Origin of the sequence: Pseudomonas sp. NPDC086566, assembly GCF_050280885.1 — a bacterium.
Taxonomy (GTDB): Bacteria; Pseudomonadota; Gammaproteobacteria; order Pseudomonadales; family Pseudomonadaceae; genus Aquipseudomonas; species Aquipseudomonas vlassakiae.
In genome coordinates this window covers 59,918-83,715 of record NZ_JBNNWD010000014.1, presented here as the reverse complement: position 1 = coordinate 83,715, position 23,798 = coordinate 59,918, and the positions used below count along the sequence as shown (strand labels likewise).

The 23,798-nt window shown below is 64.7% G+C and carries 21 protein-coding genes and 1 pseudogene; 10 read left to right on the top strand and 12 right to left on the bottom strand.

Annotated elements, in window-relative coordinates; translation table 11 throughout:
- A pseudogene (locus ACQKPS_RS25440) lies at positions 1 to 228 on the bottom strand (hypothetical protein); the annotation flags it as partial.
- Positions 229 to 406: 178 nt separating this feature from the next.
- Here ACQKPS_RS25440 and ACQKPS_RS25435 point away from each other — a divergent pair.
- Positions 407 to 1,099: a response regulator gene (locus tag ACQKPS_RS25435; RefSeq protein ID WP_427605972.1), complete on the top strand. Its 693-nt coding sequence runs from the start codon at positions 407 to 409 to the stop codon at positions 1,097 to 1,099.
- Complete coding sequence (locus tag ACQKPS_RS25430; RefSeq protein WP_427605970.1) at positions 1,096 to 2,355, top strand: HAMP domain-containing sensor histidine kinase; 1,260 nt, start codon at positions 1,096 to 1,098, stop codon at positions 2,353 to 2,355. The genes ACQKPS_RS25435 and ACQKPS_RS25430 overlap by 4 nt, the downstream gene beginning before the upstream one ends.
- A gap of 19 nt (positions 2,356 to 2,374) precedes the next feature.
- Here ACQKPS_RS25430 and ACQKPS_RS25425 read toward each other — a convergent pair whose 3' ends face one another.
- From ACQKPS_RS25425 to ACQKPS_RS25395, 7 genes are all read right to left on the bottom strand, one after another.
- Positions 2,375 to 3,076: a DUF3053 domain-containing protein gene (locus ACQKPS_RS25425; protein ID WP_283722814.1), complete on the bottom strand. Its 702-nt coding sequence runs from the start codon at positions 3,074 to 3,076 to the stop codon at positions 2,375 to 2,377.
- Between the two features lie 439 nt (positions 3,077 to 3,515).
- Positions 3,516 to 4,253 (bottom strand): ABC transporter ATP-binding protein, encoded by a 738-nt coding sequence (locus ACQKPS_RS25420; protein WP_283725497.1) that lies wholly within the window; start codon positions 4,251 to 4,253, stop codon positions 3,516 to 3,518.
- A gap of 4 nt (positions 4,254 to 4,257) precedes the next feature.
- Positions 4,258 to 5,064, bottom strand: coding sequence for an ABC transporter permease (locus ACQKPS_RS25415; protein ID WP_254480082.1), 807 nt, complete (start codon positions 5,062 to 5,064; stop codon positions 4,258 to 4,260).
- Positions 5,061 to 6,023 carry an aliphatic sulfonate ABC transporter substrate-binding protein gene (locus ACQKPS_RS25410; RefSeq protein WP_427605967.1) on the bottom strand — a complete coding sequence of 321 codons (963 nt, stop codon included), beginning with the start codon at positions 6,021 to 6,023 and terminating at the stop codon, positions 5,061 to 5,063. The genes ACQKPS_RS25415 and ACQKPS_RS25410 overlap by 4 nt, the downstream gene beginning before the upstream one ends.
- Positions 6,024 to 6,268: 245 nt before the next feature.
- A complete protein-coding gene (locus ACQKPS_RS25405) occupies positions 6,269 to 6,745 on the bottom strand; it encodes a hypothetical protein (RefSeq protein ID WP_427605965.1) in 477 nt (158 codons plus the stop codon).
- A 133-nt stretch (positions 6,746 to 6,878) separates the two neighbouring features.
- The gene (locus tag ACQKPS_RS25400) at positions 6,879 to 8,396 is read right to left on the bottom strand and encodes an MDR family MFS transporter (protein ID WP_427605963.1); all 1,518 of its coding nucleotides are present in this window, start codon (positions 8,394 to 8,396) and stop codon (positions 6,879 to 6,881) included.
- Between the two features lie 44 nt (positions 8,397 to 8,440).
- A complete protein-coding gene (locus tag ACQKPS_RS25395) occupies positions 8,441 to 9,103 on the bottom strand; it encodes a TetR/AcrR family transcriptional regulator (protein ID WP_254480078.1) in 663 nt (220 codons plus the stop codon).
- A gap of 262 nt (positions 9,104 to 9,365) precedes the next feature.
- On the opposite strand from ACQKPS_RS25395, the gene ACQKPS_RS25390 reads away from it, so the two are divergent.
- From ACQKPS_RS25390 to ACQKPS_RS25360, 7 genes are all read left to right on the top strand, one after another.
- Entirely contained in the window at positions 9,366 to 9,686 is a 321-nt protein-coding gene (locus ACQKPS_RS25390) for a hypothetical protein (protein ID WP_254480077.1), read from the top strand.
- A gap of 347 nt (positions 9,687 to 10,033) precedes the next feature.
- Entirely contained in the window at positions 10,034 to 10,630 is a 597-nt protein-coding gene (locus ACQKPS_RS25385; RefSeq protein WP_427605960.1) for a paraquat-inducible protein A, read from the top strand.
- Positions 10,627 to 11,271: a paraquat-inducible protein A gene (locus tag ACQKPS_RS25380; RefSeq protein WP_254480075.1), complete on the top strand. Its 645-nt coding sequence runs from the start codon at positions 10,627 to 10,629 to the stop codon at positions 11,269 to 11,271. The genes ACQKPS_RS25385 and ACQKPS_RS25380 overlap by 4 nt, the downstream gene beginning before the upstream one ends.
- Positions 11,255 to 12,895 (top strand): intermembrane transport protein PqiB, encoded by a 1,641-nt coding sequence (locus ACQKPS_RS25375; protein ID WP_427605958.1) that lies wholly within the window; start codon positions 11,255 to 11,257, stop codon positions 12,893 to 12,895. The genes ACQKPS_RS25380 and ACQKPS_RS25375 overlap by 17 nt, the downstream gene beginning before the upstream one ends.
- A gap of 28 nt (positions 12,896 to 12,923) precedes the next feature.
- On the top strand, positions 12,924 to 13,460 hold the full coding sequence (locus tag ACQKPS_RS25370; protein WP_427605956.1) for a PqiC family protein: 537 nt from the start codon (positions 12,924 to 12,926) through the stop codon (positions 13,458 to 13,460).
- A gap of 30 nt (positions 13,461 to 13,490) precedes the next feature.
- On the top strand, positions 13,491 to 15,365 hold the full coding sequence (locus ACQKPS_RS25365; RefSeq protein WP_427605954.1) for a diguanylate cyclase domain-containing protein: 1,875 nt from the start codon (positions 13,491 to 13,493) through the stop codon (positions 15,363 to 15,365).
- Between the two features lie 19 nt (positions 15,366 to 15,384).
- Positions 15,385 to 16,200 carry a substrate-binding periplasmic protein gene (locus ACQKPS_RS25360; protein WP_427605952.1) on the top strand — a complete coding sequence of 272 codons (816 nt, stop codon included), beginning with the start codon at positions 15,385 to 15,387 and terminating at the stop codon, positions 16,198 to 16,200.
- 9 nt (positions 16,201 to 16,209) lie between these two features.
- On the opposite strand, the gene ACQKPS_RS25355 is transcribed toward ACQKPS_RS25360, so the two are convergent.
- The 4 genes from ACQKPS_RS25355 to ACQKPS_RS25340 are packed head-to-tail and all read right to left on the bottom strand — an operon-like array spanning position 16,210 to position 21,329.
- Complete coding sequence (locus ACQKPS_RS25355) at positions 16,210 to 17,223, bottom strand: XdhC family protein (protein ID WP_254480070.1); 1,014 nt, start codon at positions 17,221 to 17,223, stop codon at positions 16,210 to 16,212.
- A gap of 36 nt (positions 17,224 to 17,259) precedes the next feature.
- Positions 17,260 to 18,606 (bottom strand): c-type cytochrome, encoded by a 1,347-nt coding sequence (locus ACQKPS_RS25350; RefSeq protein WP_427605949.1) that lies wholly within the window; start codon positions 18,604 to 18,606, stop codon positions 17,260 to 17,262.
- Positions 18,607 to 18,624: 18 nt separating this feature from the next.
- A complete protein-coding gene (locus tag ACQKPS_RS25345; RefSeq protein WP_427605947.1) occupies positions 18,625 to 20,874 on the bottom strand; it encodes a molybdopterin cofactor-binding domain-containing protein in 2,250 nt (749 codons plus the stop codon).
- Positions 20,874 to 21,329: a (2Fe-2S)-binding protein gene (locus ACQKPS_RS25340; RefSeq protein ID WP_254480067.1), complete on the bottom strand. Its 456-nt coding sequence runs from the start codon at positions 21,327 to 21,329 to the stop codon at positions 20,874 to 20,876. Before ACQKPS_RS25340 ends, ACQKPS_RS25345 begins: the two co-directional genes overlap by 1 nt.
- Before the next feature lie 257 nt (positions 21,330 to 21,586).
- Between ACQKPS_RS25340 and ACQKPS_RS25335 the strand changes: the two genes are divergently transcribed.
- Entirely contained in the window at positions 21,587 to 23,773 is a 2,187-nt protein-coding gene (locus tag ACQKPS_RS25335) for an OsmC domain/YcaO domain-containing protein (RefSeq protein ID WP_427605945.1), read from the top strand.
- The last annotated feature ends 25 nt before the right edge of the window (positions 23,774 to 23,798 follow it).

Below are 23,798 nucleotides of genomic sequence, written 5' to 3'. Positions count from 1 at the left end.
CAGCTGGATGTCCTGGAAGAAGCCGGTCTTGAACAGCGAACGGGTGGAATCCACCAGGCGGCGGTCGTCAGCCTGATCGCCAACGTTGAGTGGCAAGGCGCCGAACACGCTGCCGGCGGACACCCGCTGCAGGCCGTTGACGCGGATGTCGGCGATCCTGAACGACGCGGCCTGGGCCATGGAGGCATTGAGCAACAGGATGGAGAACAACAGTCGCGGGTAATTCATCGAGGGTTCCAGGCGGGCGTAGAAGAGCAGCACAGGGCTGCCAGGAAGCAGGCGATGAGCATACGGGCGGGCTGTGTTCGGCGCGGTTAACCGAGGGTAAAGATGTGTAAAGTTCGCCCACGCTCCGCCAGGACGGCGCGATCATGGCGCTTTTGCAGAACCTGGCACCCGACCCGACATGATTCCTGTACTGCTGGTTGACGACGACCGCGAACTGACCGAAATGCTCGCCCTGTACCTGGCCCGCGAGGGCTTCCAGGCCACCGCAGTGTCCTGCGGCGAGGAGGGCGAGACGCGCGCCTTGAGCGGGCTGTACCGCCTGGTGGTGCTGGACGTGATGCTGCCAGGCATCTCGGGCATCGAAGTGTTGCGACGCATTCGTGCCCGCAGCCAGGTCCCGGTGCTGCTGCTGACCGCGCGGGGTGACAACATCGACCGCATCGCCGGCCTGGAACTGGGGGCCGATGACTATGTGCCCAAGCCCAGCTCGCCGGGTGAACTGGTGGCGCGCCTGCGGGCAATCCTGCGCCGGGTGCATCCGCAGATGCTGGCCGAGAGCCAGGGCGCCGAGGCCATCGGCCGCGGCGCGCTGACCCTGTGGCCGGGGCGGCGCAAGGCGCAGTGGGGGCCGCTGGCGCTGGACCTGACCGGTACCGAGTTCAGCCTGCTCGAAGCCCTGGCCCGGCAGGCCGGCCAACTGGTCAGCAAGCAGGACCTGTCGCAGAACGCCCTGGGCCGGCCGCTGACCCGTTACGACCGGCGCATCGACGTGCACATCAGCAGCATCCGCCAGAAGCTTGGCCCGCGTGACGACGGCAGCAGCTGGATCCAGAGCGTGCGGGGCATGGGTTACATGCTGATCGTCGAATGAGGCGTCGGCGCCTGTTCTGGAAGCTGTTTCTGGCCTTCTGGCTGGCCAACAGCCTGACCTTCCTGGTCGGTGCCGGAGCCTTCATGCTTGACGACCTGCGCGGTGACACCCCGGGGCTGCGGGCCATGCTGGCCACTGAACTGAACCTGTTGCACCGCTATGGCGAACAGGCTGGCCGCCAGTATCTGAACGTGTCACCGCAGCCGCCCGAGGTACAGGTTGGCCTGTACGACGGTACCGGCCATTTGTTGGCCGGGCGTGCCGTCGCCACACCACGGTTCGAGCGGGCGTTGCTCGATGACGGCGGCCAGGCGCTGGTGCTGCGCGCTTCGGTGCCCACCCGCCTGGATGAGGCGCCGCGCCCACGAAGCATGGGGCCATTGCTGACCGGTACGCTGATGAGCGCGGTGTTCGCCTTGCTCTGCAGCCTCTACCTGACCCGCCCGCTGACCTGGCTGCGCGAGGCCATGGGCCAGGTGGCCCAGGGCCGTTTCGACGTGCGCGTGCGCCCGCGCCTGGGGCGTCGACGCGACGAAATCGTCGAACTGGCCGAAGACTGCGACCGCATGGCCGGGCAGCTCAAGGCACTGGTCGAAGCGCAGCAACAGCTGCTGCACGACATTTCACACGAGCTGCGTTCACCGCTGACCCGCCTGCACGTCGCCATCGGGTTGCTGCGTCAGCAGCCCGAGCGCGAGGCAATGCTCGGGCGCATCGAACGCGAGTCGCGGCGCATGGATGACCTGATCGAGCAGCTGCTGACCCTGGCACGGATGCAGTCGCAGCAAAGCCATGGCGAGCAAGGCGAGCTGGATGCCGTCGAGGTGCTGGCGCAGATCGTCGAGGACGCCCGTTTCGAGGCCGACATGAAGCAGGCGCAGGTCAGTTTGCTGGGCGTCGGCAGCTTCGTCACCCGTGGCCATGAAGAGCTGCTGTACCGCGCCTTCGAGAACGTGGTTCGCAATGCCGTGCGCTATACCGCGCCGGGCAGCGTAGTGCGTGTCGAGGCGGTACTGGTGGGGGGTGGGGACCAGTTGCAGGTACATATCGTCGACCAGGGGCCGGGGGTCGAACCGGCCCGCCTGCAGAGCATCTTCGAGCCGTTCGACCGGGGCGGGCAGAGCGGCGCCGATGGCTTTGGCCTGGGTCTGGCCATCGCCCGCCGCGCCATCGGGCTGCACCAGGGCAGTATCAGCGCGAAGGCGAGCGGGGCGGGGGGGTTGTGCGTGACAATCCTGTTGCCACGCCTGGGTTGATGGGGCTGAGCGCTTGGGGTCAGCGGCCGAGCATCACGGTCTGCAGTTGCGCCTGAGCCTGCTGCACGGTCTTCGCCTGAGCCGTGAGGTCTTGCAGCAAGGCATTCAGCTCAGCCTGTACCTTGGGGTCGTTGACCTTGACGATCGGCCCGTTGATTTCGATCTGCGCCTTGTGGGCGTCCACGTAGTCGGCGACTTTCAGGCTGCTGTCGAGGGTGCCGTTGATCTGTGGCAGCACCTGCAGGAAGGTCTCGGCCGGGACGCTGACGGTGCGGTCGTAGGCCTTGTCGTAGATCACCTTGAGGTCATCGGGCTGCTTGAGCTGGGCATGGGCGCTGTCGGCCTTGGCCTTCTGCTCCTGTAGCTGGACGCCCATGTCGTTCAGACCGGTCTGTACCGCCTTGATGTCGTCACGGCGGCTGGTGATATCGTTCAGCGAGCGCACCGCGCCTTTCTGCAGGAGGCTGCCCAGGGGCTTCACCGCGCTATCCATGGCGCCGTTGAAGTTGGTGATCACTGCGTAATGGTCGTTATAGGGGCCAAACGCCTTGGACTCGTCGGCGCTCGGCTTGGGCACGTGAACGCCGGGCTTGTCGATGATACGGGTTTGCAGGAATTCGCTGAAGGCAGCGCGCTGCTTGGGTTCATTGTCGCCACAGGCAGCGAGGGCGAGGGGCAGGGCGAGGGCGAGTAACCAATTGCGGCGGAATGAGACGTTCATGTCGATCAAGCTCCATAGGGGGGGTAGGCGCGCCAGCGCACTGGCTCGCGCGGCGGCCAAGGGTAGCGTTTTTTCAGGTCTGGATCCAATTTGCGTTGTGGTGTTCGCCGCGGTATTTGCAGCGCCTGTGAGATCGAGCGCCGCCCGCGCGGCGCATCGCGGATAAATCCGCTCCTACATCTGTTTCGGGCCAGTCTCTCCTGTGGAGCCAACAGGGACCGCCTTGTTTGTTCCATTCGAAATTGTGGTGGCGCTACTGCTTTTCATCGATTTGCAGTCATGCACCAAGGCAGATCCTGTTGGCGGCACAGGAAAAACTGGCCCGAAACAGATGTAGGAGCGGATTTATCCGCGATGCGCCGCGCGGGCGGCGCTCGATCTCACAGGCGCTGCAAATCCCGCGGCGAACACCCGCAAGCCATCACTCAATGCACCGGAATTAAATCACCCGAGCCTGGTGTAGTGCTTCCAGCGCTTCCCCGCGCAGCCGCGAGAGGCGTTCGTCGCGCCGGTCACGCGGGTATTCCAGCCTGACCCGCAATTCCCGGCAGACCGTGCCGGGCCGGTTGCCGATCACCAATACCCGGTCACTAAGGTACAGCGCCTCGTCCACATCGTGGGTCACCACGAGCAAGGCAATCCCGTGCCGGTGGGCCAGTTGCAGCAGCAAGTCCTGCAGCTTGAACCGGGTAAACGCGTCCACCGCGCTGAACGGTTCATCGAGCAGCAACAGTTGCGGCTGGCCATACAAGCCGCGGGCGATGGCCACGCGCTGCGCCATGCCGCCTGACAAGGCTTTGGGTAGCGCATCAGCGAAGCCCGTAAGCCCGACTTCTTCGAGCAGCGCCGCAACCCTGGCGGGGTCGTAGCGCTTGTCCTCGCTGAAGCCGATATTGTCGGCCACGCTCAGCCAGGGCATCAGCCTGGGTTCCTGGAATACCAAACCCACGTGCTCGGGGCGCCGGTGCAGGCGGCCGCTGAAGTGTGGGTCAAGCTGCGCCACCAGCCGCAGCAATGTGCTCTTGCCGCAGCCACTGGGGCCGAGCAGGCTGACGATTTCGCCGGGCTGCAGCTGCAGGTCGATCTGCCCGAGAACCGGGGTCGTACCGAAGGACTTGGCTTCGACCTGAAGATCGAGTAACGGCGCAACGGGCAGTGTGCTTAGGGGTTGGTTCATCGGTTCAGGCCTTTGTGTCGGTGCCGTCGAAGGTGTCGCGCCAGGCCAGCCAGCGTTTCTCCAGCCCGGCCAGTAGCCCGTCGCTCAGCTTGCCGAGCAGGGCCAGGGCGATGATTGCCGCCAGCACCAGGTCTGGCCGGGAGGTTTCCCGCCCGTCGCTGAGCAGGTAGCCCAGGCCGCGGGTGGCGGCGATCAGTTCGGCGGCCACGAGGAACATCCAGCTCAGGCTCAGTGCACTGCGCAGGCCGGTGAATACGCCGGGGATGGCGGCTGGCAACAGCACCCGCCGGGCCAGGCGCAGCGGGCCGAAGCCGTACATGCGCGCCACCTCGACCAGTTTGCGGTCGATGTTGCGGATCGCCGCCACGCCGTTGAGGTACACCGGGAAGAATGCGCCGATGGCAATCAGCGTGACTTTGGAGGTTTCACCAATACCTAGCCACAGCAGCAACAGCGGCACCCAGGCCAGGCTGGGAATGGCCCGCAGGCTGGCGAAGGTCGGTTCGAGCCAGGCTTCGGCTTCGCGGCTGAGCCCGACCCAGGCGGCAAACACCAGGCCGAGCAGGGCGCCAATGGCGAACCCGGCCAGCACCCGGCTGAGGCTGGCGCCGATGTGTTTCCACAAGGCACCGTCCGCCAGTTGCAGCAAGGTCTGGGCAACCTCGCTGGGGGCCGGCATCTGGTAGGACGCGATCCAGCCAAGGCGCACCACGGCCTCCAGCACAACGATCAGCGCCAGCGGCAGGGCCAGGCCCTTGGCCCGACGCGTCCATTGGCGCGGTGCAGGCACGGCCAAGGTGTGGGTGGTCATTCGATGTTGGCCTCGCCGAAGGATGGATCGATCAACTGGTCAATCACCTGATTGACGTCAACACCGCGCTTGACCAGTTCCTCGGAGACCAGGATGGGCGCCGCCGCCTTGGAGGCCTTGGCATCCTCGGCAGTCAGTTGCGGGGCGGAGAGGTCGGTGCGCGACAGCTGGAGCTTGGCGACGTCCAGCGGCAGTTTGGACTCGTCAGCCAGCAGCTGGGCGAATTCGGCTGGATGTGCGATTGCCCAGTGGCGAGCCTTTTCATACGCCTTGATGACCGTGGCGATAGTTTGCGGGTGCTGTTTGGCAAAGGTCTCGGTGACGCTGATCACGCCGTAGCTGTTGAAGTCCTTGTTGCGATACAGCAGGCGCGAGCCCGCCTGCAGCTCGCTGGCGGCCATGTGCGGGTCGAGGCCCGCCCAGGCGTCGACATCGCCTTTTTCCAGGGCGGTACGGCCGTCAGGGTGTTGCAGGTGCAGCAGTTCGACGTCGTCCTTTTTCAGGCCGGCCTGTTCCAGGGAGCGCAAGGTGAACAGGTACGGGTCGGTGCCTTTGGTGGCGGCGATCTTCTTGCCCTTTAGGTCATTGACGCTGTTCAGCGGCGAATCCTTGGCCACCACCAGCGCGGTCCATTCCGCGCGGCTGTACACATACACCGATTTGATCGGGCTGCCGTTGGCGCGGGCCAGTACGGCGGAGAGGCTGGCGGAGGAACCGAAGTCGGCACCGCCGCTGTTGAGGTACTCCAGCGAGCGGTTGCTGCCCTGGCTGAACACCCAGCTGACCTTGGCGCCGGGCAAGGCTTGCTCCAGCCAGCCGAAGTGCTTCAGCACCAGGCTGACCGGCGAGTAGTATGCGTAGTCCAGGCGTACTTCCTTGGGCGCGTCTTCGGCGTGGGCGGTGGGGTTGAGAAGGAGCGCGGCCAGGCCAGCGGCGAGGGTCTTGAGAGGGAGGCGCATTGCAGAATCCAGTCGAATGAAGGTGTGTTCATTCGATTGCAGGGGACATGCCATTTGGCCATCCATCTCCCCTGAGAAACGGTACAACCCCTGTGGGAGCGGGTTTACCCGCGAATGCGTCGGTAGATTCAAAGCCGCATTCGCGGGTGAACCCGCTCCCACAGGTTTTCTGGCTGGCTGCTAATGCTGTACGCAGCTGTACTTTCTGTTGATCGGCTGTTGCCGTGCAGACAGTGCCAGGGGCTTCAAGGGTTGACCTGGTAGCCACGCCCCTGCATGCACCCGCTGTAAGCGCTGGCATGCGCCGAACTTTGCGCCTGGCCCTGGTTGCGCCGGTCTTCGCGGCGCTCCTGGCGTTGCCGCGAGGCACCTACCGCAGCGCCGGCGGCTGCCCCTTGGCTTGCACGGTTCTGCCGGTATTGCTCCTTGGCATTGTCGCCGGCCCGGTCATACACCTCGTCGTGCTGGTTGCCCCGCACCTGGGCGCCAACCGCACCCGCTGCGGCACCGGCCGCCGCGCCCTTGACCCTGCCGCCGACATGGCTGCCGGTAGAACTGCTGCTGGCGCTGTTCGCGGCGTTGTTCGCCACGGTGTTGCAGTCGTTGATGTCCAGCTGCATCTGTTGGCTGCTCTGGCCCTTGAGCGGCACCACCGACTGGGCCTGGGCTGCAGATGCCGCGCACAGCAGCATCAGCAGGTAACTCCACGTGAACGCACGCATCGCACACCTCCAGCGGATGGAAATTGCATCTCACAGGATAGCCGGGGCTGTGGTAGCCGGAGTGTACGACTGCCGGTTGATCCAGTGACGTTTGCCGGTACCGGCCTTTTAGCGGGTACCGGCAATCCAAGGCTCAATGGGCAGTACGCAGTGGCACCTCACGCAACAGCCACGACAAGGCAAAGGCCACGCAGGTAACGATCGCCGCCAGCAGAAAAACCCCATGCATGGCTGCGCAGAACGCCTCGAGATAGGCGTGCTGCTGCGGTGCCGACAAGGCGTGCACCGCCGTTGGCGAAAGGCTCGCGGCACCGCCACTGGCGGCCGCGAAATCACTCGGCAGGCCATCGAGCAGGGCATGGGAAAACAACGCGCCAAACACCGAAACGCCCACCGAACCTCCAATCGAGCGGAACAGCGTGGCCCCTGACGTTGCCACGCCCATGTGCCGGCGTTCGACACTGTTCTGCACCGCCAGGATCAGCACCTGCATCACCATGCCCAGGCCTGCGCCAAGCAGCCCCATGTACAGGTTCATGCGCCACATCGACGTGTCCGGTTCCAGGCGGCTCAGCAGCCCCAGCGCGACCACCTGCAGCAACGTGCCGACGATCGGAAACACCCGGTAGCGCCCCCAGCGGCTGATCAACCGCCCGGTGATCGCCGACACCACCAGCAAGCCCCCCATCAAGGGCAGCATCTGCAGGCCGGCGCTGGTGGGCGAGGCGTTTTTCACCACCTGCATGTACAACGGCAAGAACGTCACCGAACCGAACAGCGACACGCCGACGATCAGCCCGATCAATCCGGCCAGCACGAAGGTGCGGTGGCGGAACAGGTGCAGCGGCATGATCGGTTCGGCCGCGCGGCGTTGTTCGAACACGAAACCGACCAGGCCGATGACCGCGAACAGTGCCAGGCACAGCACATCCAGCGAAGCCCAGGGCAGCAAACTGCCGCCCAGGCTGGTGATCAGCACCAGCGCGCCCAAGGTAACGGTCAGGAAGAACGCGCCGATGTAGTCGACCACATGCTTGACCGGTGCCACAGGGGGACTGAACACGCTGCCGATCACCAGCACCGCCAACAGGCCCAGCGGCAGGTTGATGAAGAAGATCCAGTGCCAGGACAGGTGTTCGACCAGAAACCCGCCGATCAAAGGGCCTACGACGGTGGCCAGGCCGAACACGCCGCCGAAAAGGCCCTGGTAGCGGCCCCGTTCGGCGGGTGGAATGACGTCGCCGATGGCCGCCATGGCCACCACCATCAGGCCGCCGCCGCCCAAGCCCTGCAGCGTGCGGAACAGGATCAGCTGTGTCATGTCCTGGGCCAGCCCGCACAGCGCCGAGCCGAGCAGGAACAAGGCAATCGAAATCTGCAGGACGCGCTTGCGCCCGTAGAGGTCGCCGAACTTGCCATACAGCGGCACGACGACGGTGGAGGCCAGCAAATAGGCGGTGACTACCCAGGACAGCCAGCGCAGCCCGCCGAGGTCGCTGACGATGGTGGGCAGCGCGGTGGAGACAATGGTCTGGTCCAGCGCCGCGAGGAACATCACCAGCATCAGGGCGCCGAGCAGCAGCGCAATGGAGGCTTGAGTGCCGGGTTCAGCCTGTGCGCAGGTGGGCGTGTCAGCAGATGTCGGTTGCATGCGGTTGCCTTGAGCCTGTAGGCGCGATTGAGCGTTCATGTGCGTCAGCAGCCTTTGCCCTGGGCATGCTGGCGGCCGGCTTCCTGCAGGCCGGCCAGGGCGAAGCTGAACAGCTGGGCAGACACATCTTCGGCCGGCATGCCGAGTATTTCGTGCAGGGTCCCGGTGGATCCGCGCGGGCCAATCAACAGCATCGCCCAAGGCGCGGTGACACAGAGGATACAGCGGGTCAGTGCCGGGGCGCTCTGGGGGATGCCTGTGATCTCGCTGAACAGGCCCTTGAGCAGCGACAGCTTCAACGGTGCTTCAGCCTGCATGTGGGCCTGGCCGTGCGGGCTGGGGGCGAGGATTTCCGCCGCCAGCACGCGCAGGTGCCAGATGTCGCGGCGCTGCGTGGCCTTGCGTACGACCAGATCGACCAGCGCTCGCAGCTTCTCTGCTGCCGGCTGCTCGCCGAGGGTGATCCGCTGCAGGTCGCTGATGTCCAGAAAGCGCCGCCGCGCTTCATCGAGCACGGCCAGGTACAAGCCACTGCGGCTACCGAAGTGATAGTTGATCGAGGCCAGGTCGACCTCGGCCTTGGCGGCGACGGCTTTGTTGCTGGCCTCGGCATAACCCACAGCGGCGAACAGCTCGCCGGCAGCCTGGAGGATACGCGTGCGAGTCGCTTCGCCGTCCTTGCGTGGTTCGCGTTGAGTAATGGCCATGGGCGGGCTCTCGGATCGGAGGAATGGCAGTCAGCCTGATTCAGCCTGAGTCTAAATTCAATTTAAATTTAATGATTGCGCCAGGCAGGCGACTGAAGGTGTCGCTGACCTGCGCCCGGATGGCGCACGCCACTAGGGAGAGAGCCCTCAGTTGTGGTACAACACGCTAGTTGACACCAGCTTCGCAGGCACCCGGATGCGTCGCGGCTGGCTGGTGATTCCCTTGCACCTGCTCCTTTTACTGTGAAACGGAGATTCGAAGATGACCGCCACCGACCGTCTGAGCCTGCTGCAGTACGAGCACCTGGGCCTGGACGATGTTGCCGCTGCCGAGTTCAAGGTGGCTCTGGAGGAGCTGCGCAAACTGGCACTTGAAGACCGCTACGAACATCCCGCCGCCCTGCATCTGGGTGATATCGCTGACGCCGAGAACCGTCAGGAACTGGCTGAAACCAAAGGCTGGGGGATCGGTTTTCTGCAGGGGCTGACCTGCGCCAAGGCACTTACCAAAGAGCAACTGGAAGCACTGCGTCGAGTGTTCCAGGCTGCGGCGGAGCGCGCGATCAAGCGCATGTGCAGGTAACCACCGCTTTATTGAGCTTGCCGCTCTTCGCAATGGATAGCGGCAACCTGCCAATACATGATTCAAAGGCTATCGCTTTCTCGCTAATGCCTTATGTAATCGGCTAACTTGCTGTTTTTCGAGCGCTGTCGCGATCGCCTGCAGAACCGCGCAAAAAACACTTCAGGGTCAACTAAGTAAGCCGCCAAGGCGGAACTTTCCAAACAGGCTTTTTCCTTCTGGTGAAGACGAGCGCATCCGCCGTTTATCGACTTTACTGGAGAGGCGCTGCTGTCAGATCTTCATGTATCAAGCGCGTTGGGTATTGGCTTTGAGTGACGGAGTGACGCGGGCCTTTGGGGAAGACCATGAGCCAGAGCCAGGCACTGATAATCTGTGAATATTGCGACGCGGTGTATGAACGTAAGCCGGTGCACAAACATCAACGTGCCTTGTGCGTGCGTTGTGGCGGTGTGCTGTATCGCCATTCAAGTTTGACCCTTCAGCAGCGTCTGGCACTGAGTGTTACCGGCGCGATTCTGCTGATATTCGCCAATGCCTATCCGGTCATGACCATTGGCATGCAGGGGCTGACCAACTCTGCGACGCTCTGGGATTCGGTGCTGATCCTCAGCAGCGGCAGCATTACCTTCATTGCTCTGGTCATGGCCTTGGCCATCATCTTCGCGCCAGTGCTGCAGATCGCCTTGCTTTGCTGGGTGCTGAGCTTCGCCCTGGCCGGGCAGCGGGCGCCTGGCTTTGCCATGTGCATGCGCTGCCTGGAAGGGCTGCGGCCCTGGAGCATGCTGGAAGTCGGCCTGTTGGGCGCGCTGGTGGCGGTGATCAAGCTGGCCGGCCTGCTCGATGTGATCCCGGGCATCGGCCTGATCGCACTCGCAGCGCTGAGCATGCTGATCATCTACATTGCCGGGCGTGATATCCGCGACCTTTGGGACGCGCCATGAGTTCGCCCGCGCTGGCAGACGAACTGGGCCTGTGCCTGTGCCATGGCTGCGGGTATGCCTGCGAGCAGGAGGGTCATGTGCACACCTGCGCGCGCTGCGGCGCGCCCCTGCACCGGCGCAAGACCAATGCCATCGCCCGTGGCTGGGCCTTCCTGGTGGCCGCGCTGGTGTTCTACGTGCCCGCCAACCTGCTGCCGGTGATGCATACCGAGATGCTGGGCAGTGGCAGCGACAGCACCATTGGGGGCGGCGTGGTGGAGTTCTGGGAACACGGTGCCTGGGACATCGCCCTGATCATCTTCATCGCCAGCATGGGCGTACCGGCCATCAAGTTCTTCTCCCTCGGCTTGCTGCTGTACACCGCCCAGCGTCGTTCGAGCTGGGCTTGCCGGCAGCGCTCGCAACTGTATCGCGGCGTCGAGTTGATCGGTTACTGGTCGATGCTCGATGTCATCGTGGTCGCACTGGTGGCCGCGTTGGTGCAGCTGCGCGGGCTGGGCACCATCGAGCCGCGCCCGGGCATCCTGTTTTTCGGCATGGTCGTGGTGCTGACCATGTTTTCGGCAATGAGCTTCGACCCGCGCTTGATCTGGGATCACCCTGGCAAAGATGGAGGCCGCACCGATGGCGCAAGCGAGTGACGCGCGAAATGGGGCCGGGCAGGCAGAGGTACGCACCCGGCGCTGGAATGTTTCACTGGTGTGGATCGTGCCGATCCTGGCGATCCTGGTCGGGGCATCGCTGGTGGTACGCAACTGGATGCAGCAAGGGCCGGTGATCTCGATTTCCTTTCGTTCCGGTGAAGGGCTGGTGGCGCACAAGACGCAGGTCAAGTACCGCAGCGTGGTGATTGGCGAAGTGACCACCGTGGACCTTGCCGAAGACCACAACAGCGTCATCGTCAAGGTGCAGCTGTCCAATGACGCGCGCTCGTTCGCCACCCAGGGCGCGCGCTTCTGGGTAGTCCGCCCGCGGATCGGCGCGGGCGGGGTATCCGGGGTCGATACCTTGCTCTCTGGCAGCTTCATCGGTGCCGATGCCGGTGAATCGAAAGCCGCTGAAAAGAACTTTACTGGCCTGGAACTGCCACCGGCGATCACCTATGGCGAGAAGGGCAAGCGTTTTCTCCTCAGCGCCGATGACCTCGGTTCGCTGGATATCGGCGCCTCCATCTATTATCGAAAGATCCCGGTGGGTGAGGTGGTGTCCTACGCGTTGCAGGAGGATGGCAAGGGCGTGGATATCGGCATATTCGTACAAGCGCCCTACGACAACTTCGTCACCGGCGATACCCGGTTCTGGAATGCCAGCGGCGTCGACATGCAGATCGGCGCCAATGGCCTGAAGGTCGATACCGAGTCGCTGTCGTCCATTCTGATCGGCGGGCTGGCATTTGGCTCACCCGACTTCAGCGCCGATGCTCAGCCGGCCGCAGACCAGGCGCGCTTCCAACTGTTCGCCGACCGCGACGCTGCCCTGGCACCGCCTTTCGGCAAGGGTCAGTACCTGCAGCTGCGCTTCGACCAGTCCATGCGCGGACTGTCGGTGGGGGCTCCGGTGGAGTTCAAGGGCGTCGAGTTTGGCCGGGTCACGGCGATCAAGCTGGATTACGACCCGGTGAAGCAGATATTCCCGGTGGTGGTGGATGCAGTGGTCTACCCGCAACGCCTGGGCCCTGTGCATCAGAAGATGTTGGCGGTGTTCAAGCACACCGAGGGTGACCTCAATGGCGCCCGGCAGTTGATCGGTACCTTCGTCGAGCATGGCCTGCGGGCGCAGGCGCGTAGCGGCAACCTGATCACCGGGCAGATGTTCGTCTCCCTGGACTTCTACCCGAACGCCCCCAAGGTCGCGTTCGACCGGGAGGCCAACCCTATCGTCATCCCGACGATGCCCGGCAGCCTGGAGATGCTGCAGGAGCAGTTGCAGCATTTCGTCGAGCGCATCGGCAAGTTGCCGTTGGAGAGCATTGCCAGCAACCTCGATGGCACCCTGCGTGACCTGCGCGCCAACCTCAAGACAATCAACAGCCAGACGCTGCCTGGGGTGAAAGCCACCCTCGACGATATGCAGCAAACCTTGAAGACGGCCAACGCGACCATTGCCGACAACTCACCGGAGCGCGAACGGCTGGGTGAGACACTGGACGAGCTGGAGCGCATGTCGCGTTCGCTGCGCGACCTGACCGACTACCTGGGGCGCCACCCCGAGTCGCTGATTCAAGGCCGGCCGAAGGCGGCCGGGGCGCAAGGCTTGAGACCTTGAAAGTGGAAGGCCAAAGGAGTGTCAGCTGATGCATCGAGTGCGCAATCTGTGTGGGGCCAGCCTGCTGATCTGGCTGGGCGGCTGCAGCAGCACCCCGAACAACTACCACACCCTGGTCCCGGCCCAGCCGGTGCAAGGGGGTAGCCAGCATGTGCAGGTAAGCCGGGTCAGCCTGCCGCCACAAGTGGACCGTCCGCAGCTGGTGGTGCGCCAGGGCAGCAGCGGCCTGGCCATTCTGGAAACGGAGTGGTGGGGTGCCAACCTGGTGGATGAGTTTCGCAGTGCCCTGCAGGACATGCTGGGCGGCCCGGTGTCTGGCCCCAGCACTGTATTGAGGGTGGATGTGCAGCGCTTTGACAGCGTGCCCGGCCAATACGCCTCGCTCGATGCCTTGTGGCGCCTGCAACGGCCAGGCGAGCGCGAAATCACCTGCCGGACGTCGGTGCAGACCGCTGCCGACAACAGCATCAACAACCTGGTCAACGCCCACCAGGCCAACCTGCGCAAGCTGGCCGAAGCGGTGCGCGCAACGGCGGCGCCAGGCAGGCCCTGCCCAACCACCTGATGCAGGTGAACAAGGGTACGGGGAGCCCGCATGAAGTTACGCACGAGATTGCTCTGGCTGTTCGTACCGCCGTTGCTGCTGGTGTTGTCGCTTGTCTACTTCGCAGCCCAGGGCATGCTGCTGGCACGGCTGGACAAGCAGGACGAGCGGCTGCTGGTGGCCGAGGCCGAGCGCCTGCGAGCGTTGCTGGGCAACAGCTTCGAGCGCGACGCCAACCGCCTGCGGCAATGGGCCCAGGCGATGCCGGGCACGGTGCCGTCGGCTTTCCCGCTCGATGCCGCCACGCTGGGCCGCAGTGGCTTCGACTTCATCCTGTACTTTGCCAATGGTGAGCAGCGGGTGAGCTGGCGCCCCCTGGACCTCGCAGCGCTTGAGCGCCCGGCCGGCGCGCCGGCGCTGAACCTGAAGGCGCTGCATGACGGCGTTGCCCGGCAATTGGCGCGCCTGCTGCAGCCTCAGGATGTGGCGCCGCCTGCGCAACTGCTGGCCGTGCTCCGGGTGCCGCTGATTCTGGTCGCCGTGGATACCGCGCGCAGCGGCGACAGGGCCAGCGGTGTGCTGCTGGCGGGCACCTTCCTGGACAGCAAGCGCATCGCCATGCTGCAGCAACAGCTGGGCGGAGAGCTTACCTGGTTGCCGTCGACCGCTGGGCAGGAGCGGCCCGTGCTGCAGGCTGAACTGATGAGCATCGGCAACCGTCGGGTGGTCGATGCCCGTCATCAGAGTATCGACCTGCTGTTCCAGGACAGCCTGGGCGAGCCTCAGCTGCGCCTGCAACTGACCCGCGAGCGCCATCTGTACCTGGAAGGCGAACAGCAGCTCGCTGTATTCCTTGGCGTGACCGGCGGGCTCATCGGCCTGGCCTGGCTGCTGATCTACCTCGCCCTGGACGTCACCTTGCTGCGGCGCATTGCCCGCTTGCATCACGAGCTTCTGGCCATTGGCCCGGCTGCGGCAGGGCGGCGCCTGACCGACGACGGCCGCGATGAGCTGGGCCAGCTGGCGCGCGAGGCGAACCGCGCGCTGGACCGCCTGGAGCAGAGCGAAACGCGTGACCGGGCGATTCTCGATGCCATGGAAGACGGCTACTTCGAACTCGACGATCAGGCCAGGATCGAGTCGGTGAACCCGGCTTTCTGCAGGCTGCTGGGGTATTCGGCAGCGCAGGTGCTGGGACGCACCTTTGCATCGCTGCAGGAACAACCAGAGCCCACCACGCCGACAGAACCGGTGATCGCCGAAACCGAGCCCGGCGCGCCGCTTTCGGCTCGCCTGCGGCGTGCCGACGGCAGCATCGGTCACTTCGAGACGCAGATATCCACGCGCCACAACGCCGGGGGGCGGCTGATCGGCTACCGCGGCATCCTGCATGACGTCAGCGAGCATGTGCTGCATCAACAGCAACTGTTTGACCTGGCCTATCGAGATGCCCTGACCGGGTTGGGCAATCGCAAGGCGTTTCATGAAGACCTTGCCCGGTATCTGCACAGTGCCAGCGTGCCGCTGGCGCTGATCTTTCTCGATCTGGACCGCTTCAAGCTCGTCAATGACCGCTTTGGCCACGACGTCGGTGATGCCTTGCTGGCGTGCATGGCCGAGCGCCTTCGCAATGCGCTGCGTCAACCGAACCAAGCCTATCGTTTGGGCGGAGACGAGTTCACCGTGATTGTTCCGACACCCGAGTTCCAGGCGGCCAGTGCGCTGGCCCAGCGCTTGCTCAAGGTGTTGGGCGAGCCGGTCAGCGTCAGGGGAGTGAGCATCGATTTCGTCACGCCAAGCATAGGCGTTGCCTTCGCGCCTGCCCATGCCAGCGAGGTGGATGCCTTGATCAAGGCCGCCGATCAGGCCATGTACGAGGCCAAGCGCGAGCGCGGGCGGGTCTGCGTGTACCAGTCTGCCGAGTGATCAGCCAAGGAGGGTGTCGATGGTCGAGCGTTGTCGTTGCCAGTCTTGGCTGTTGCCGCTGTTGATGCTCCTGCTGCCCGGCCGTGCGGTGGCAGAGCCGTCGTGCGGCCAGCTGACGGCGACTGGCAATCCGGAATACCCACCGTATCTCTGGCGTGACCCGGGCAACCCTGAGCAACTGATCGGGGCCAACGCCGACTTGCTCAAGGAAGTCGGCAAGGCACTGGGGTTGGAGGTGAAGGTGGTGTATGGCGGGCCTTGGTCAAGGGCACAGGAAGAGGTGCGTACCGGGCGTATCGACCTGATGGCGGGGTACTTCATGACCGAGGAGCGCCAGCAGCGGATGGACTTCATCAGCCCGCCGTTCCTGCGTACCCGCAGTGTGGTCTGGGTCCGCCAGGACGGTGCATTTGCCTACCAGGGCTGGGCCGACCTCAAGGGCCGCAACGGCGGGACGCTGGTCGGTAACAGTCACGGCCAGCAGTTCGACGATTACGCCAGGGCCAACCTCCAGCTCGAAGCGGTGCCCAGCGCCAGGCAGGCGTTCGAGAAACTGCTGCTCAAGCGCAATGATTACCTGATCTACGAGCAGTATCCCGGCATGGCCCTGGCGCGTACGCAGGGTTGGGATACGCAGTTGAAGCTGCTTGACCCGCCGGTGTCCAGCGAGGGGCTGTACCTGGCGCTGTCGCATCAGTCGAAGTGCAATCGGCCCGAGCTGCGCGAGCGGCTGGCACTGAAAATGAAAGCGCTGGTGGATGGCCCGGTACCGGAACAACTGGTCGAAAAGAACCTGGAGTTATGGCGGCTACAGCAAGCCGGTGGGCAGCCCTGACCGGGTCGACTACCCATCCATCTCCAGCGCCCGCTTGGCCTCGCTCACGGTGACCTCGCCAGGCAAGGCGACGCCGTTCTTGGTCGCCAGGATCTCGGCCATGACACTGACGGCAATCTCGGCCGGCGTCTTGCTGCCGATATAGATACCGATCGGCCCGTGCAAGCGTTGTAACGAGGCCTCGCTTAACCCGAAATGCTCGATCAGGCGTTGCCGGCGCGCCTGGTTATTGCGCCGCGAACCGATCACGCCGATGTAAAACGCCGGGCTGTGCAAGGCTTCGAGCAGGGCGAGGTCGTCCAGCTTGGGGTCGTGGCTGAGGCCGACGATGCAACTGCGCAGGTCCGGGGCGAACGCACGCACCACGTCATCCGGCATACCGACGACCTTCTCCACGCCCGCCACGTTCCAGCCATCCATGTATTCAGGGCGCGGGTCGCAGACTGCCACCTTGAAGCCATTGAACAGGGCCATGGTCGCCAGGTACTCGGCCAGCACCCCGGCTCCGATCAGCAGCATGCGATAACCCGGGCCCAAGGTATTGAGCATGTGTCGGCCATCGAAACCGAACTGCTCCGGTGCCCGGGTGGTGGTCAGGCGAACCTGGCCGTTCTTCAGGTCCAGTTCGCGGCGTACCAGCTTGCCGCTGTCCAGCAAGGGCAGCAGTTGCTCCAGGCTTGCCAGTGCCGGTTCGAATTCGAGGATCAGCTCGAGGGTGCCGCCGCAGGGCAGGCCGAAGCGCTGCGCTTCATCGGCGCTGACGCCATATTGCACCACTTGCGGCAGGCCACGCGGCATGCCGCCGCCCTGATAGGCCGTGGTGTAGCGGTGGATGAGGTCGTCCTCGATGCAGCCGCCGGAGACGCTGCCGACCACCCGGCCGTCGCCGCGCAGGGCCATCATCGAACCCACCGGCCGCGGCGATGAACCCCAGGTGCGGGCCACGGTGGCCAGTAGTACCCGGTGCCCGGCCAGGAGCCAGTCACGGGCGGTGCGCAAGACCAAAAGATCAATGCTTTCCATGGGGACCTCTTGAAAAGTGAATACCTGAACCTGCCTCTATCGCATGTGCAAGATGATCGGGCTGCTGCTGGCCGGGTCGGTGTGCCCGCGCAGCTTGCCGACCGCTTGCGCATCCACCGCGCCGCCCTTATTGCCCCAAGTGCTGCGCACGAAACTCAGCACATCAGCAATCTCCTGGTCCGACAGCTGTTCGCGGAACGCCGGCATGCGGTAGGCATCTGGCATACCGGCGGCAACGATACGTTGCGAACCATTGAGGGTAATGTTGATCGCCGAGGCGTCTTCCCTGGCCAACGCCGAGGTGGCACCGGCCAGCGGTGGCATCCACTCGGCCTGGCCTTTGCCGTCCAGGCCGTGGCAGCTGGCGCAGCGGGTGACGTAGGTATGAGCGCCGGGCGTGTCCAGGCGCGTGGCCGCGGAAACCGGCTGGTACTGCCAGGGCGCACCGTCACGCTGCGGGTCTGCGGGCAGCGACTTGAGGTAACGGGCAATGGCGCTCAGGTCGTCATCGCTCATGAACTGCGTGGAGTTGTTGAAGGCCTCGGTCATCGACCCGTACACCACGGCGTGCTGGTTGCGCCCGGTCTTGAGGAACCGGACGATCTCGGCCTCGCTCCAGCGGCCAAGCCCGGTGTTGTGGTCATTGCGCAGGCTGGGCGCGTACCAGCCATCGAGCAGGGCACCGGCGAGGAATGGCGTACCCGCTTCATCGAGAGCCTTCTCGTTGAAGGCCAGGCCCCGTGGCGTATGGCAGCTGCCGCAGTGGCCAGGCCCCTGGACGATGTAGGCGCCGCGGTTCCACAGCGCGTCTTGCCCGGCCTTGGCCGCGTAAGGCGTGTCGGCGGCGAACACGCCGTTCCACAAGGCGATGGGCCAGCGCAGGTTCAACGGCCAGGGGATGTCGCTGGGGAGGTTCGCCTGTTGCACCGGCTGCACACCCTTCATGAAGAAGGCATACAGCGCCTTTACATCGTCGTCGCTGAGCTTGGCATACGAAGGGTAGGGCATGGCCGGGTACAAGCGCCGGCCACCCGGCGCGACGCCATGGCGTACGGCGCGGTCGAAGTCGGCCAGGCTGTAGTTGCCGATGCCGGTCTCGCGGTCGGGTGTGACGTTGGTGGCGTGGATCGCTCCCAGCGGCGTGGCCATCTGCAGGCCGCCTGCGAACGGCTTGCCGTCGGGCAGGCTGTGGCAGGCTACACAGTCGCTGAGACGGGCGACATATTCGCCCCGGCTGACCACTGCGGGGTCAAAGCTGGGGGGCTGTTCGGTAGCGAATGGCGAGGCGGGTTCGCGGGTCACGTACCAGGCCAGCAGGCCGGCCGCGACCAGGCACGGCACGGCCAGCCAGCCCGCGGTGCGGGCAAAACGGCTGTGGGTCATGGGGCAGTCCTTGTCCGGTCAGCTGAAAGTGTGGCGGCTAAGCGGCAGGCTACGCACGCGCTGGCCGGTGAGCTGCGCCACGGCGTTGGCCACGGCAGGCGCTACCGCGGGCAACGGCGGCTCGCCGATACCGCCCATCTTCGCCCCGCTCTCGACAATGCGCACATGCACCCGGGCCATGCGCGAGGGCGGCAGGATCGGGTACAGGTCATAGTTGCGCGCGCGCGGCTTGCCGTCGATGAACACCGCTTCTTCCACCAACGTCTGCGACAGGCCCAGGGCTACCGCACCGTTGACCTGATGCTCGATGATCGCCGGGTTGACGATGCTGCCAGGGTCGATCGCCTGCCAGATGTCATGCACCTTGACCTGGCCGTTGTCGATCGATACTTCGGCGATTGCCGCCGCCTCGGAGCCGAACGGCGAGGCCATGGCAATGCCCCGGGCGCGCTTGCTGCCGTCTTCTGCGGTGAACGGCCCACGCTTCCAGCCGCCAGACAACTCGGCCACCGCATGCAGCAGGTTGGTCAGGCGCTGATTGTCACGCAGCAGGTGCAGGCGCAGCTCGTAGGGGTCCTTGCCACCCTTGTCGGCCAGCTCGTCAAGGAACGACTCATAGAAGAAGTCGTTCAGCGAATTGCCTACCGAGCGCCAGTAGCCGAGCATGGCCGGGCCTTTTACGTAGATCTGGGCAATGCGTTTGTTGGCAATGGCGTATGACTTGCCCGACAGCCCTTCGAGGGCCGTGGGGTCGATCTTGTCGCCTTGCTTGCCGGCCAGGGCTTCGGTCGGGCCTTCGGTGGCGCTTATCGCTTCGATGGCCACCGGCAGGCCGTCGGCATCCAGCCCTGCGCGGAACTTGACCACGGCGACGGGGCGCAGCACGTCGCGCAGGAACTCTTCTTCGCGGCTCCAGATCAGCTTGACCGGGCGGCCGACGGCCTTGGCCAGGGCGATGGCCTGAGGGTACGGGTTGGCCGAGTCATACAGGAAATGGCGGCCGAAGAAGCCGCCGAGCAGCGGCGAGTGCAGGGTGATTTGCGCGGCATCCAGGCCGGTGCGCCTGGCGATGTCGTCGCGGAACATGTCTGGCGCCTGGTTGGGCAGCCAGACGTCCAGGGTACCGTCCGGGTTGAAGCGGGCGATGGCAGACGGCGGCTCCAGCTGGGCATGGTTGAGGTACTGGTTGTGGTAGCTGGCCTCGACCTTGGTCTTGGCATTGGCCAGGGCGCCGGCGATGTCGCCTTGGTTTTCTTCGTCGCGGGCCGGCCCTTCAACGCTGGCCAGGTGCTCGCGCCAGCCGTCGCTGGAGAAATCTGCCGGCATCGGCCGGACCTTGCTGTCCGCACCCGGTTCGTTCCAGTCCACCTGGATCGCCTCCACTGCGCGCTTGGCGTGCCACCAGCGTTCGGCGACCACGGCCACCGCGCCCGGCAACTGATGCACCGAGTGCACCCCTTTCATGGCCTTGACCTGCTCCTCGTTGCGCAGGCTGCCCACGGTCATGCCCAGGCGGGGCGCGTGCTGCACGGCGGCGTGGAGCATGCCGTCGACCTTGAGGTCGATGCAGTATTGGGCCCTGCCGGTGGATTTGTCGTAGGCGTCCAGGCGCCGCACGGGTTTGCCGATCCAGCGGAACTGGCTGGGGTCGCGCAGCTTGATGCTGGCAGGGTCTGGTACTGGCAGCTCCATGGCACGGCTGGCCAGCTCGCCATAGGCCAGCGAACGGCCCGAGGCGGCGTGAATGACCTTGCCAGGCTCGGTGGACAGTTCGCCGACCGGCACGCCCCATTGCTCGGCCGCAGCCTGCAGCAGCATGGCACGGGCCAGGCCGCCGAGGCGGCGCATGGTCGGGTAGCTCATGCGCACCGACATGCTGCCACCGGTTATGCGCATGCCGTTCTCCATCACCACGTAGGCTTCACCGGGCGGCGCGCTTTCGACCAGGAAGCTGGCCGGGTCGGCATCCAGTTCTTCACCGACGATCTGGGCCATGGCCGTGAACGGGCCTTGGCCACCTTCCATGAACGGGCTGAGCAGGCGCACCGTGCCGTCCGGGCGGATCTCCAGGAACGCCGGCACCTGGGTGCCGCGCTCAGGGGTGGCGGCCGCTGCTGCCTGCACCCGCGGCGCGCCCATCGGCAGGCCGAAACCCAGCACCAGGGCACCGACCGCGGTGCTGGCCAGAAAGCGCCGGCGCGACAGGTTGACGGTTTCGCCCAGTTGCAGCCTGAGCAGTTCTGCGGGGGTATCGACGGGCGTGTTCATCAGGCCTGCTCCCCTTGGGCCAGCGCATGCACGGCGGCATGGATGGCGTTGTAGGTGCCGCAGCGGCACAGGTTGACCATCGCTGCGCTGATCTGTTCGTCGCTGGGCTTGGGGGTGTGCTTGAGCAGCGCCGTGGCTGCCATCACCTGGCCGGACTGGCAGTAGCCGCACTGGGCCACCTGGTGCTCGACCCAGGCCGCCACCACGCGCTTGCCGACCGTGTCGGCCTCGACCGCTTCGATGGTGGTCACCTCACGCCCGACCACGCCGGCCACGGGCGTAACGCAGGCGCGTACGACATTGCCATCCACCAGCACCGAGCAGGCGCCACACTGGGCCAGGCCACAGCCATACTTGGTGCCGGTCATGCCCAGGTCGTCACGCAGCACCCACAGCAGGGGCGTGTCGGCATCGGCGTCGACCTGATAAGTCTTCTGGTTGATATGAAGTTCCATGGCTCACCTGCTGATCAACGGTTGATGGCGTTTATTGTCTGCTGGGGAATACGTTGTTCCTCAATCCAGACACGCTAGCACAGGGGTACGACCACTGGTCTGCTGGTGGGCACAGGTTCAGAGGATCAGGCAAGCAATCCGGTGAAATGCGCAATATCCAGGCCGGCGCCGACTTAGCGGGGGAGGACTTGCGCGGCGAAAATGCGGATAATGCCGGCCAATTTCGTTTTGCACGCTTAAATCACGGTAATCCCCGCATGGAAATCAAGGTCAATTTTCTCGACAACCTTCGTCTTGAAGCCAAGTTCGACGACTTCACGGTGATCGCCGACCAGCCGATCCGCTACAAGGGCGACGGTTCGGCCCCGGGCCCATTCGACTATTTCCTGGCCTCGTCGGCCCTGTGCGCGGCGTACTTCGTCAAGCTGTACTGCCAGACCCGCGATATCCCCACCGAGAATATCCGCCTGTCGCAGAACAACATCGTCGACCCGGAGAACCGCTACAACCAGATCTTCAAGATCCAGGTCGAATTGCCCGAGGATATTTCCGAGAAAGACCGCCAGGGCATCCTGCGCTCCATCGACCGCTGCACCGTGAAAAAAGTGGTGCAGACCGGCCCCGAGTTCATCATCGAGGAGGTCGACAACCTCGACGCCGATGCCCAGGGCCTGCTGATGCCGGTGGCCGACACCACCACCTATATCCCTGGCAAGGACCTGCCGCTGGAGCAGACCATCGCCAACATGTCGGGCATCCTCGCCGGCCTGGGCATGAAGATCGAGATCGCCTCGTGGCGCAACATCGTGCCCAACGTCTGGTCGCTGCATGTGCGCGACGCGCAGTCGCCCATGTGCTTCACCAATGGCAAGGGTTCGACCAAGGAAGCGGCACTGGCCTCGGCGCTGGGTGAGTTCATCGAACGCCTGAACTGCAACTTCTTCTACAACGACCAGTTCTGGGGCGAAGACATCGCCAACGCGCCGTTCGTGCATTACCCGAACGAGCAGTGGTTCAAGCCAGGCCCGAAGGACGAACTGCCGGCCGAAATCCTCGACGAACACTGCCTGGCGATCTACAACGCGGACGGCGAGCTGCGCGGTTCGCACCTGTACGACACCAACTCGGGCAACACCGAGCGCGGCATCTGCTCGCTTCCGTTCGTGCGCCAGTCCGACGGCCAGGTGGTGTACTTCCCGTCCAACCTGATCGAGAACCTGTTCCTCAGCAACGGCATGAGCGCCGGCAATACCCTGGCCGAAGCCCAGGTGCAGTGCCTTTCGGAAATCTTCGAGCGGGCAGTGAAACGCGAAATCCTCGAAGGCGAGCTGGCGCTGCCGGATGTGCCTCAGGAGGTGCTGGCCAAGTACCCAGGCATTCTCGCCGGCATCCAGGGCCTGGAAGAGCAGGGCTTCCCGGTGCTGGTCAAGGACGCCTCGCTGGGCGGTGAGTTCCCGGTGATGTGCGTGACCCTGATGAACCCGCGCACGGGCGGCGTATTCGCCTCGTTCGGCGCGCACCCAAGCTTTGAAGTGGCGCTGGAGCGCAGCCTCACCGAACTGTTGCAAGGCCGCAGCTTCGAAGGCCTCAACGACCTGCCGCAGCCGACCTTCGAAAGCCATGCGCTGACCGAGCCGAACAACTTCGTCGAGCACTTCATCGACTCCAGCGGCGTGGTGTCGTGGCGCTTCTTCAGTGCCAAGGCCGATTTCGAGTTCGTCGAGTGGGACTTCTCCGGCCAGGGTGAGGACTCCAACGCGCAGGAAGCCGCGACCCTGTTCGGCATCCTCGAAGGCCTTGGCAAAGAGGTGTACATGGCCGTGTACGACAACCTTGGCGCGACCGCCTGCCGCATCCTGGTGCCGGGTTATTCCGAGATCTATCCGGTCGAGGACCTGATCTGGGACAACACCAACCGGGCCCTGGAGTTCCGTGCCGACATCCTCAACCTGCACAGCCTGGATGACCGCGCCCTGCGCGCGCTGCGCCGGCGCCTGGATAAATGCGAGGTGGATGACTACACCACCATCACCACCTTGATCGGCGTCGAGTTCGACGAAAACACGGTGTGGGGCCAGCTGACCATCCTGGAACTGAAACTGCTCATCTGCCTGGCGCTCAAGCGCTTCGAGGATGCCAAGGAGCTGGTCGAGGCATTCCTGCAGTTCAACGACAACACCGTCGAGCGCGGCCTGTTCTACCAGGCGCTGAACGTGGTGCTGGAAGTGCAGCTGGATGATGAACTGGAACTGGCCGATTACGAGGCCAACTTCCGCCGCATGTTTGGCAACCCGCGGATGGACGCGGTGCTGGGCTCGGTCGACGGTAGCGTGCGCTTCCACGGCCTGACCCCGACCAGCATGAAGCTCGAAGGGCTGGACCGCCATCTGCGGCTGATCGAGAGCTACAAGAAGCTGCATGCCGCGCGGGCCAGGTCTGCCTGACCGATCCAGGGGGGCGCAGCAGCGG

Bases quoted from the DNA above. Each gene is read 5' to 3' on its own strand.
- ACQKPS_RS25435 (WP_427605972.1), top strand. From the start codon at position 407: ATGATTCCTGTACTGCTGGTTGACGACGACCGCGAACTGACCGAAATG.
- ACQKPS_RS25430 (WP_427605970.1), top strand. From the start codon at position 1,096: ATGAGGCGTCGGCGCCTGTTCTGGAAGCTGTTTCTGGCCTTCTGGCTG.
- ACQKPS_RS25425 (WP_283722814.1), bottom strand. From the start codon at position 3,076: ATGAACGTCTCATTCCGCCGCAATTGGTTACTCGCCCTCGCCCTGCCC.
- ACQKPS_RS25420 (WP_283725497.1), bottom strand. From the start codon at position 4,253: ATGAACCAACCCCTAAGCACACTGCCCGTTGCGCCGTTACTCGATCTT.
- ACQKPS_RS25415 (WP_254480082.1), bottom strand. From the start codon at position 5,064: ATGACCACCCACACCTTGGCCGTGCCTGCACCGCGCCAATGGACGCGT.
- ACQKPS_RS25410 (WP_427605967.1), bottom strand. From the start codon at position 6,023: ATGCGCCTCCCTCTCAAGACCCTCGCCGCTGGCCTGGCCGCGCTCCTT.
- ACQKPS_RS25405 (WP_427605965.1), bottom strand. From the start codon at position 6,745: ATGCGTGCGTTCACGTGGAGTTACCTGCTGATGCTGCTGTGCGCGGCA.
- ACQKPS_RS25400 (WP_427605963.1), bottom strand. From the start codon at position 8,396: ATGCAACCGACATCTGCTGACACGCCCACCTGCGCACAGGCTGAACCC.
- ACQKPS_RS25395 (WP_254480078.1), bottom strand. From the start codon at position 9,103: ATGGCCATTACTCAACGCGAACCACGCAAGGACGGCGAAGCGACTCGC.
- ACQKPS_RS25390 (WP_254480077.1), top strand. From the start codon at position 9,366: ATGACCGCCACCGACCGTCTGAGCCTGCTGCAGTACGAGCACCTGGGC.
- ACQKPS_RS25385 (WP_427605960.1), top strand. From the start codon at position 10,034: ATGAGCCAGAGCCAGGCACTGATAATCTGTGAATATTGCGACGCGGTG.
- ACQKPS_RS25380 (WP_254480075.1), top strand. From the start codon at position 10,627: ATGAGTTCGCCCGCGCTGGCAGACGAACTGGGCCTGTGCCTGTGCCAT.
- ACQKPS_RS25375 (WP_427605958.1), top strand. From the start codon at position 11,255: ATGGCGCAAGCGAGTGACGCGCGAAATGGGGCCGGGCAGGCAGAGGTA.
- ACQKPS_RS25370 (WP_427605956.1), top strand. From the start codon at position 12,924: ATGCATCGAGTGCGCAATCTGTGTGGGGCCAGCCTGCTGATCTGGCTG.
- ACQKPS_RS25365 (WP_427605954.1), top strand. From the start codon at position 13,491: ATGAAGTTACGCACGAGATTGCTCTGGCTGTTCGTACCGCCGTTGCTG.
- ACQKPS_RS25360 (WP_427605952.1), top strand. From the start codon at position 15,385: ATGGTCGAGCGTTGTCGTTGCCAGTCTTGGCTGTTGCCGCTGTTGATG.
- ACQKPS_RS25355 (WP_254480070.1), bottom strand. From the start codon at position 17,223: ATGGAAAGCATTGATCTTTTGGTCTTGCGCACCGCCCGTGACTGGCTC.
- ACQKPS_RS25350 (WP_427605949.1), bottom strand. From the start codon at position 18,606: ATGACCCACAGCCGTTTTGCCCGCACCGCGGGCTGGCTGGCCGTGCCG.
- ACQKPS_RS25345 (WP_427605947.1), bottom strand. From the start codon at position 20,874: ATGAACACGCCCGTCGATACCCCCGCAGAACTGCTCAGGCTGCAACTG.
- ACQKPS_RS25340 (WP_254480067.1), bottom strand. From the start codon at position 21,329: ATGGAACTTCATATCAACCAGAAGACTTATCAGGTCGACGCCGATGCC.
- ACQKPS_RS25335 (WP_427605945.1), top strand. From the start codon at position 21,587: ATGGAAATCAAGGTCAATTTTCTCGACAACCTTCGTCTTGAAGCCAAG.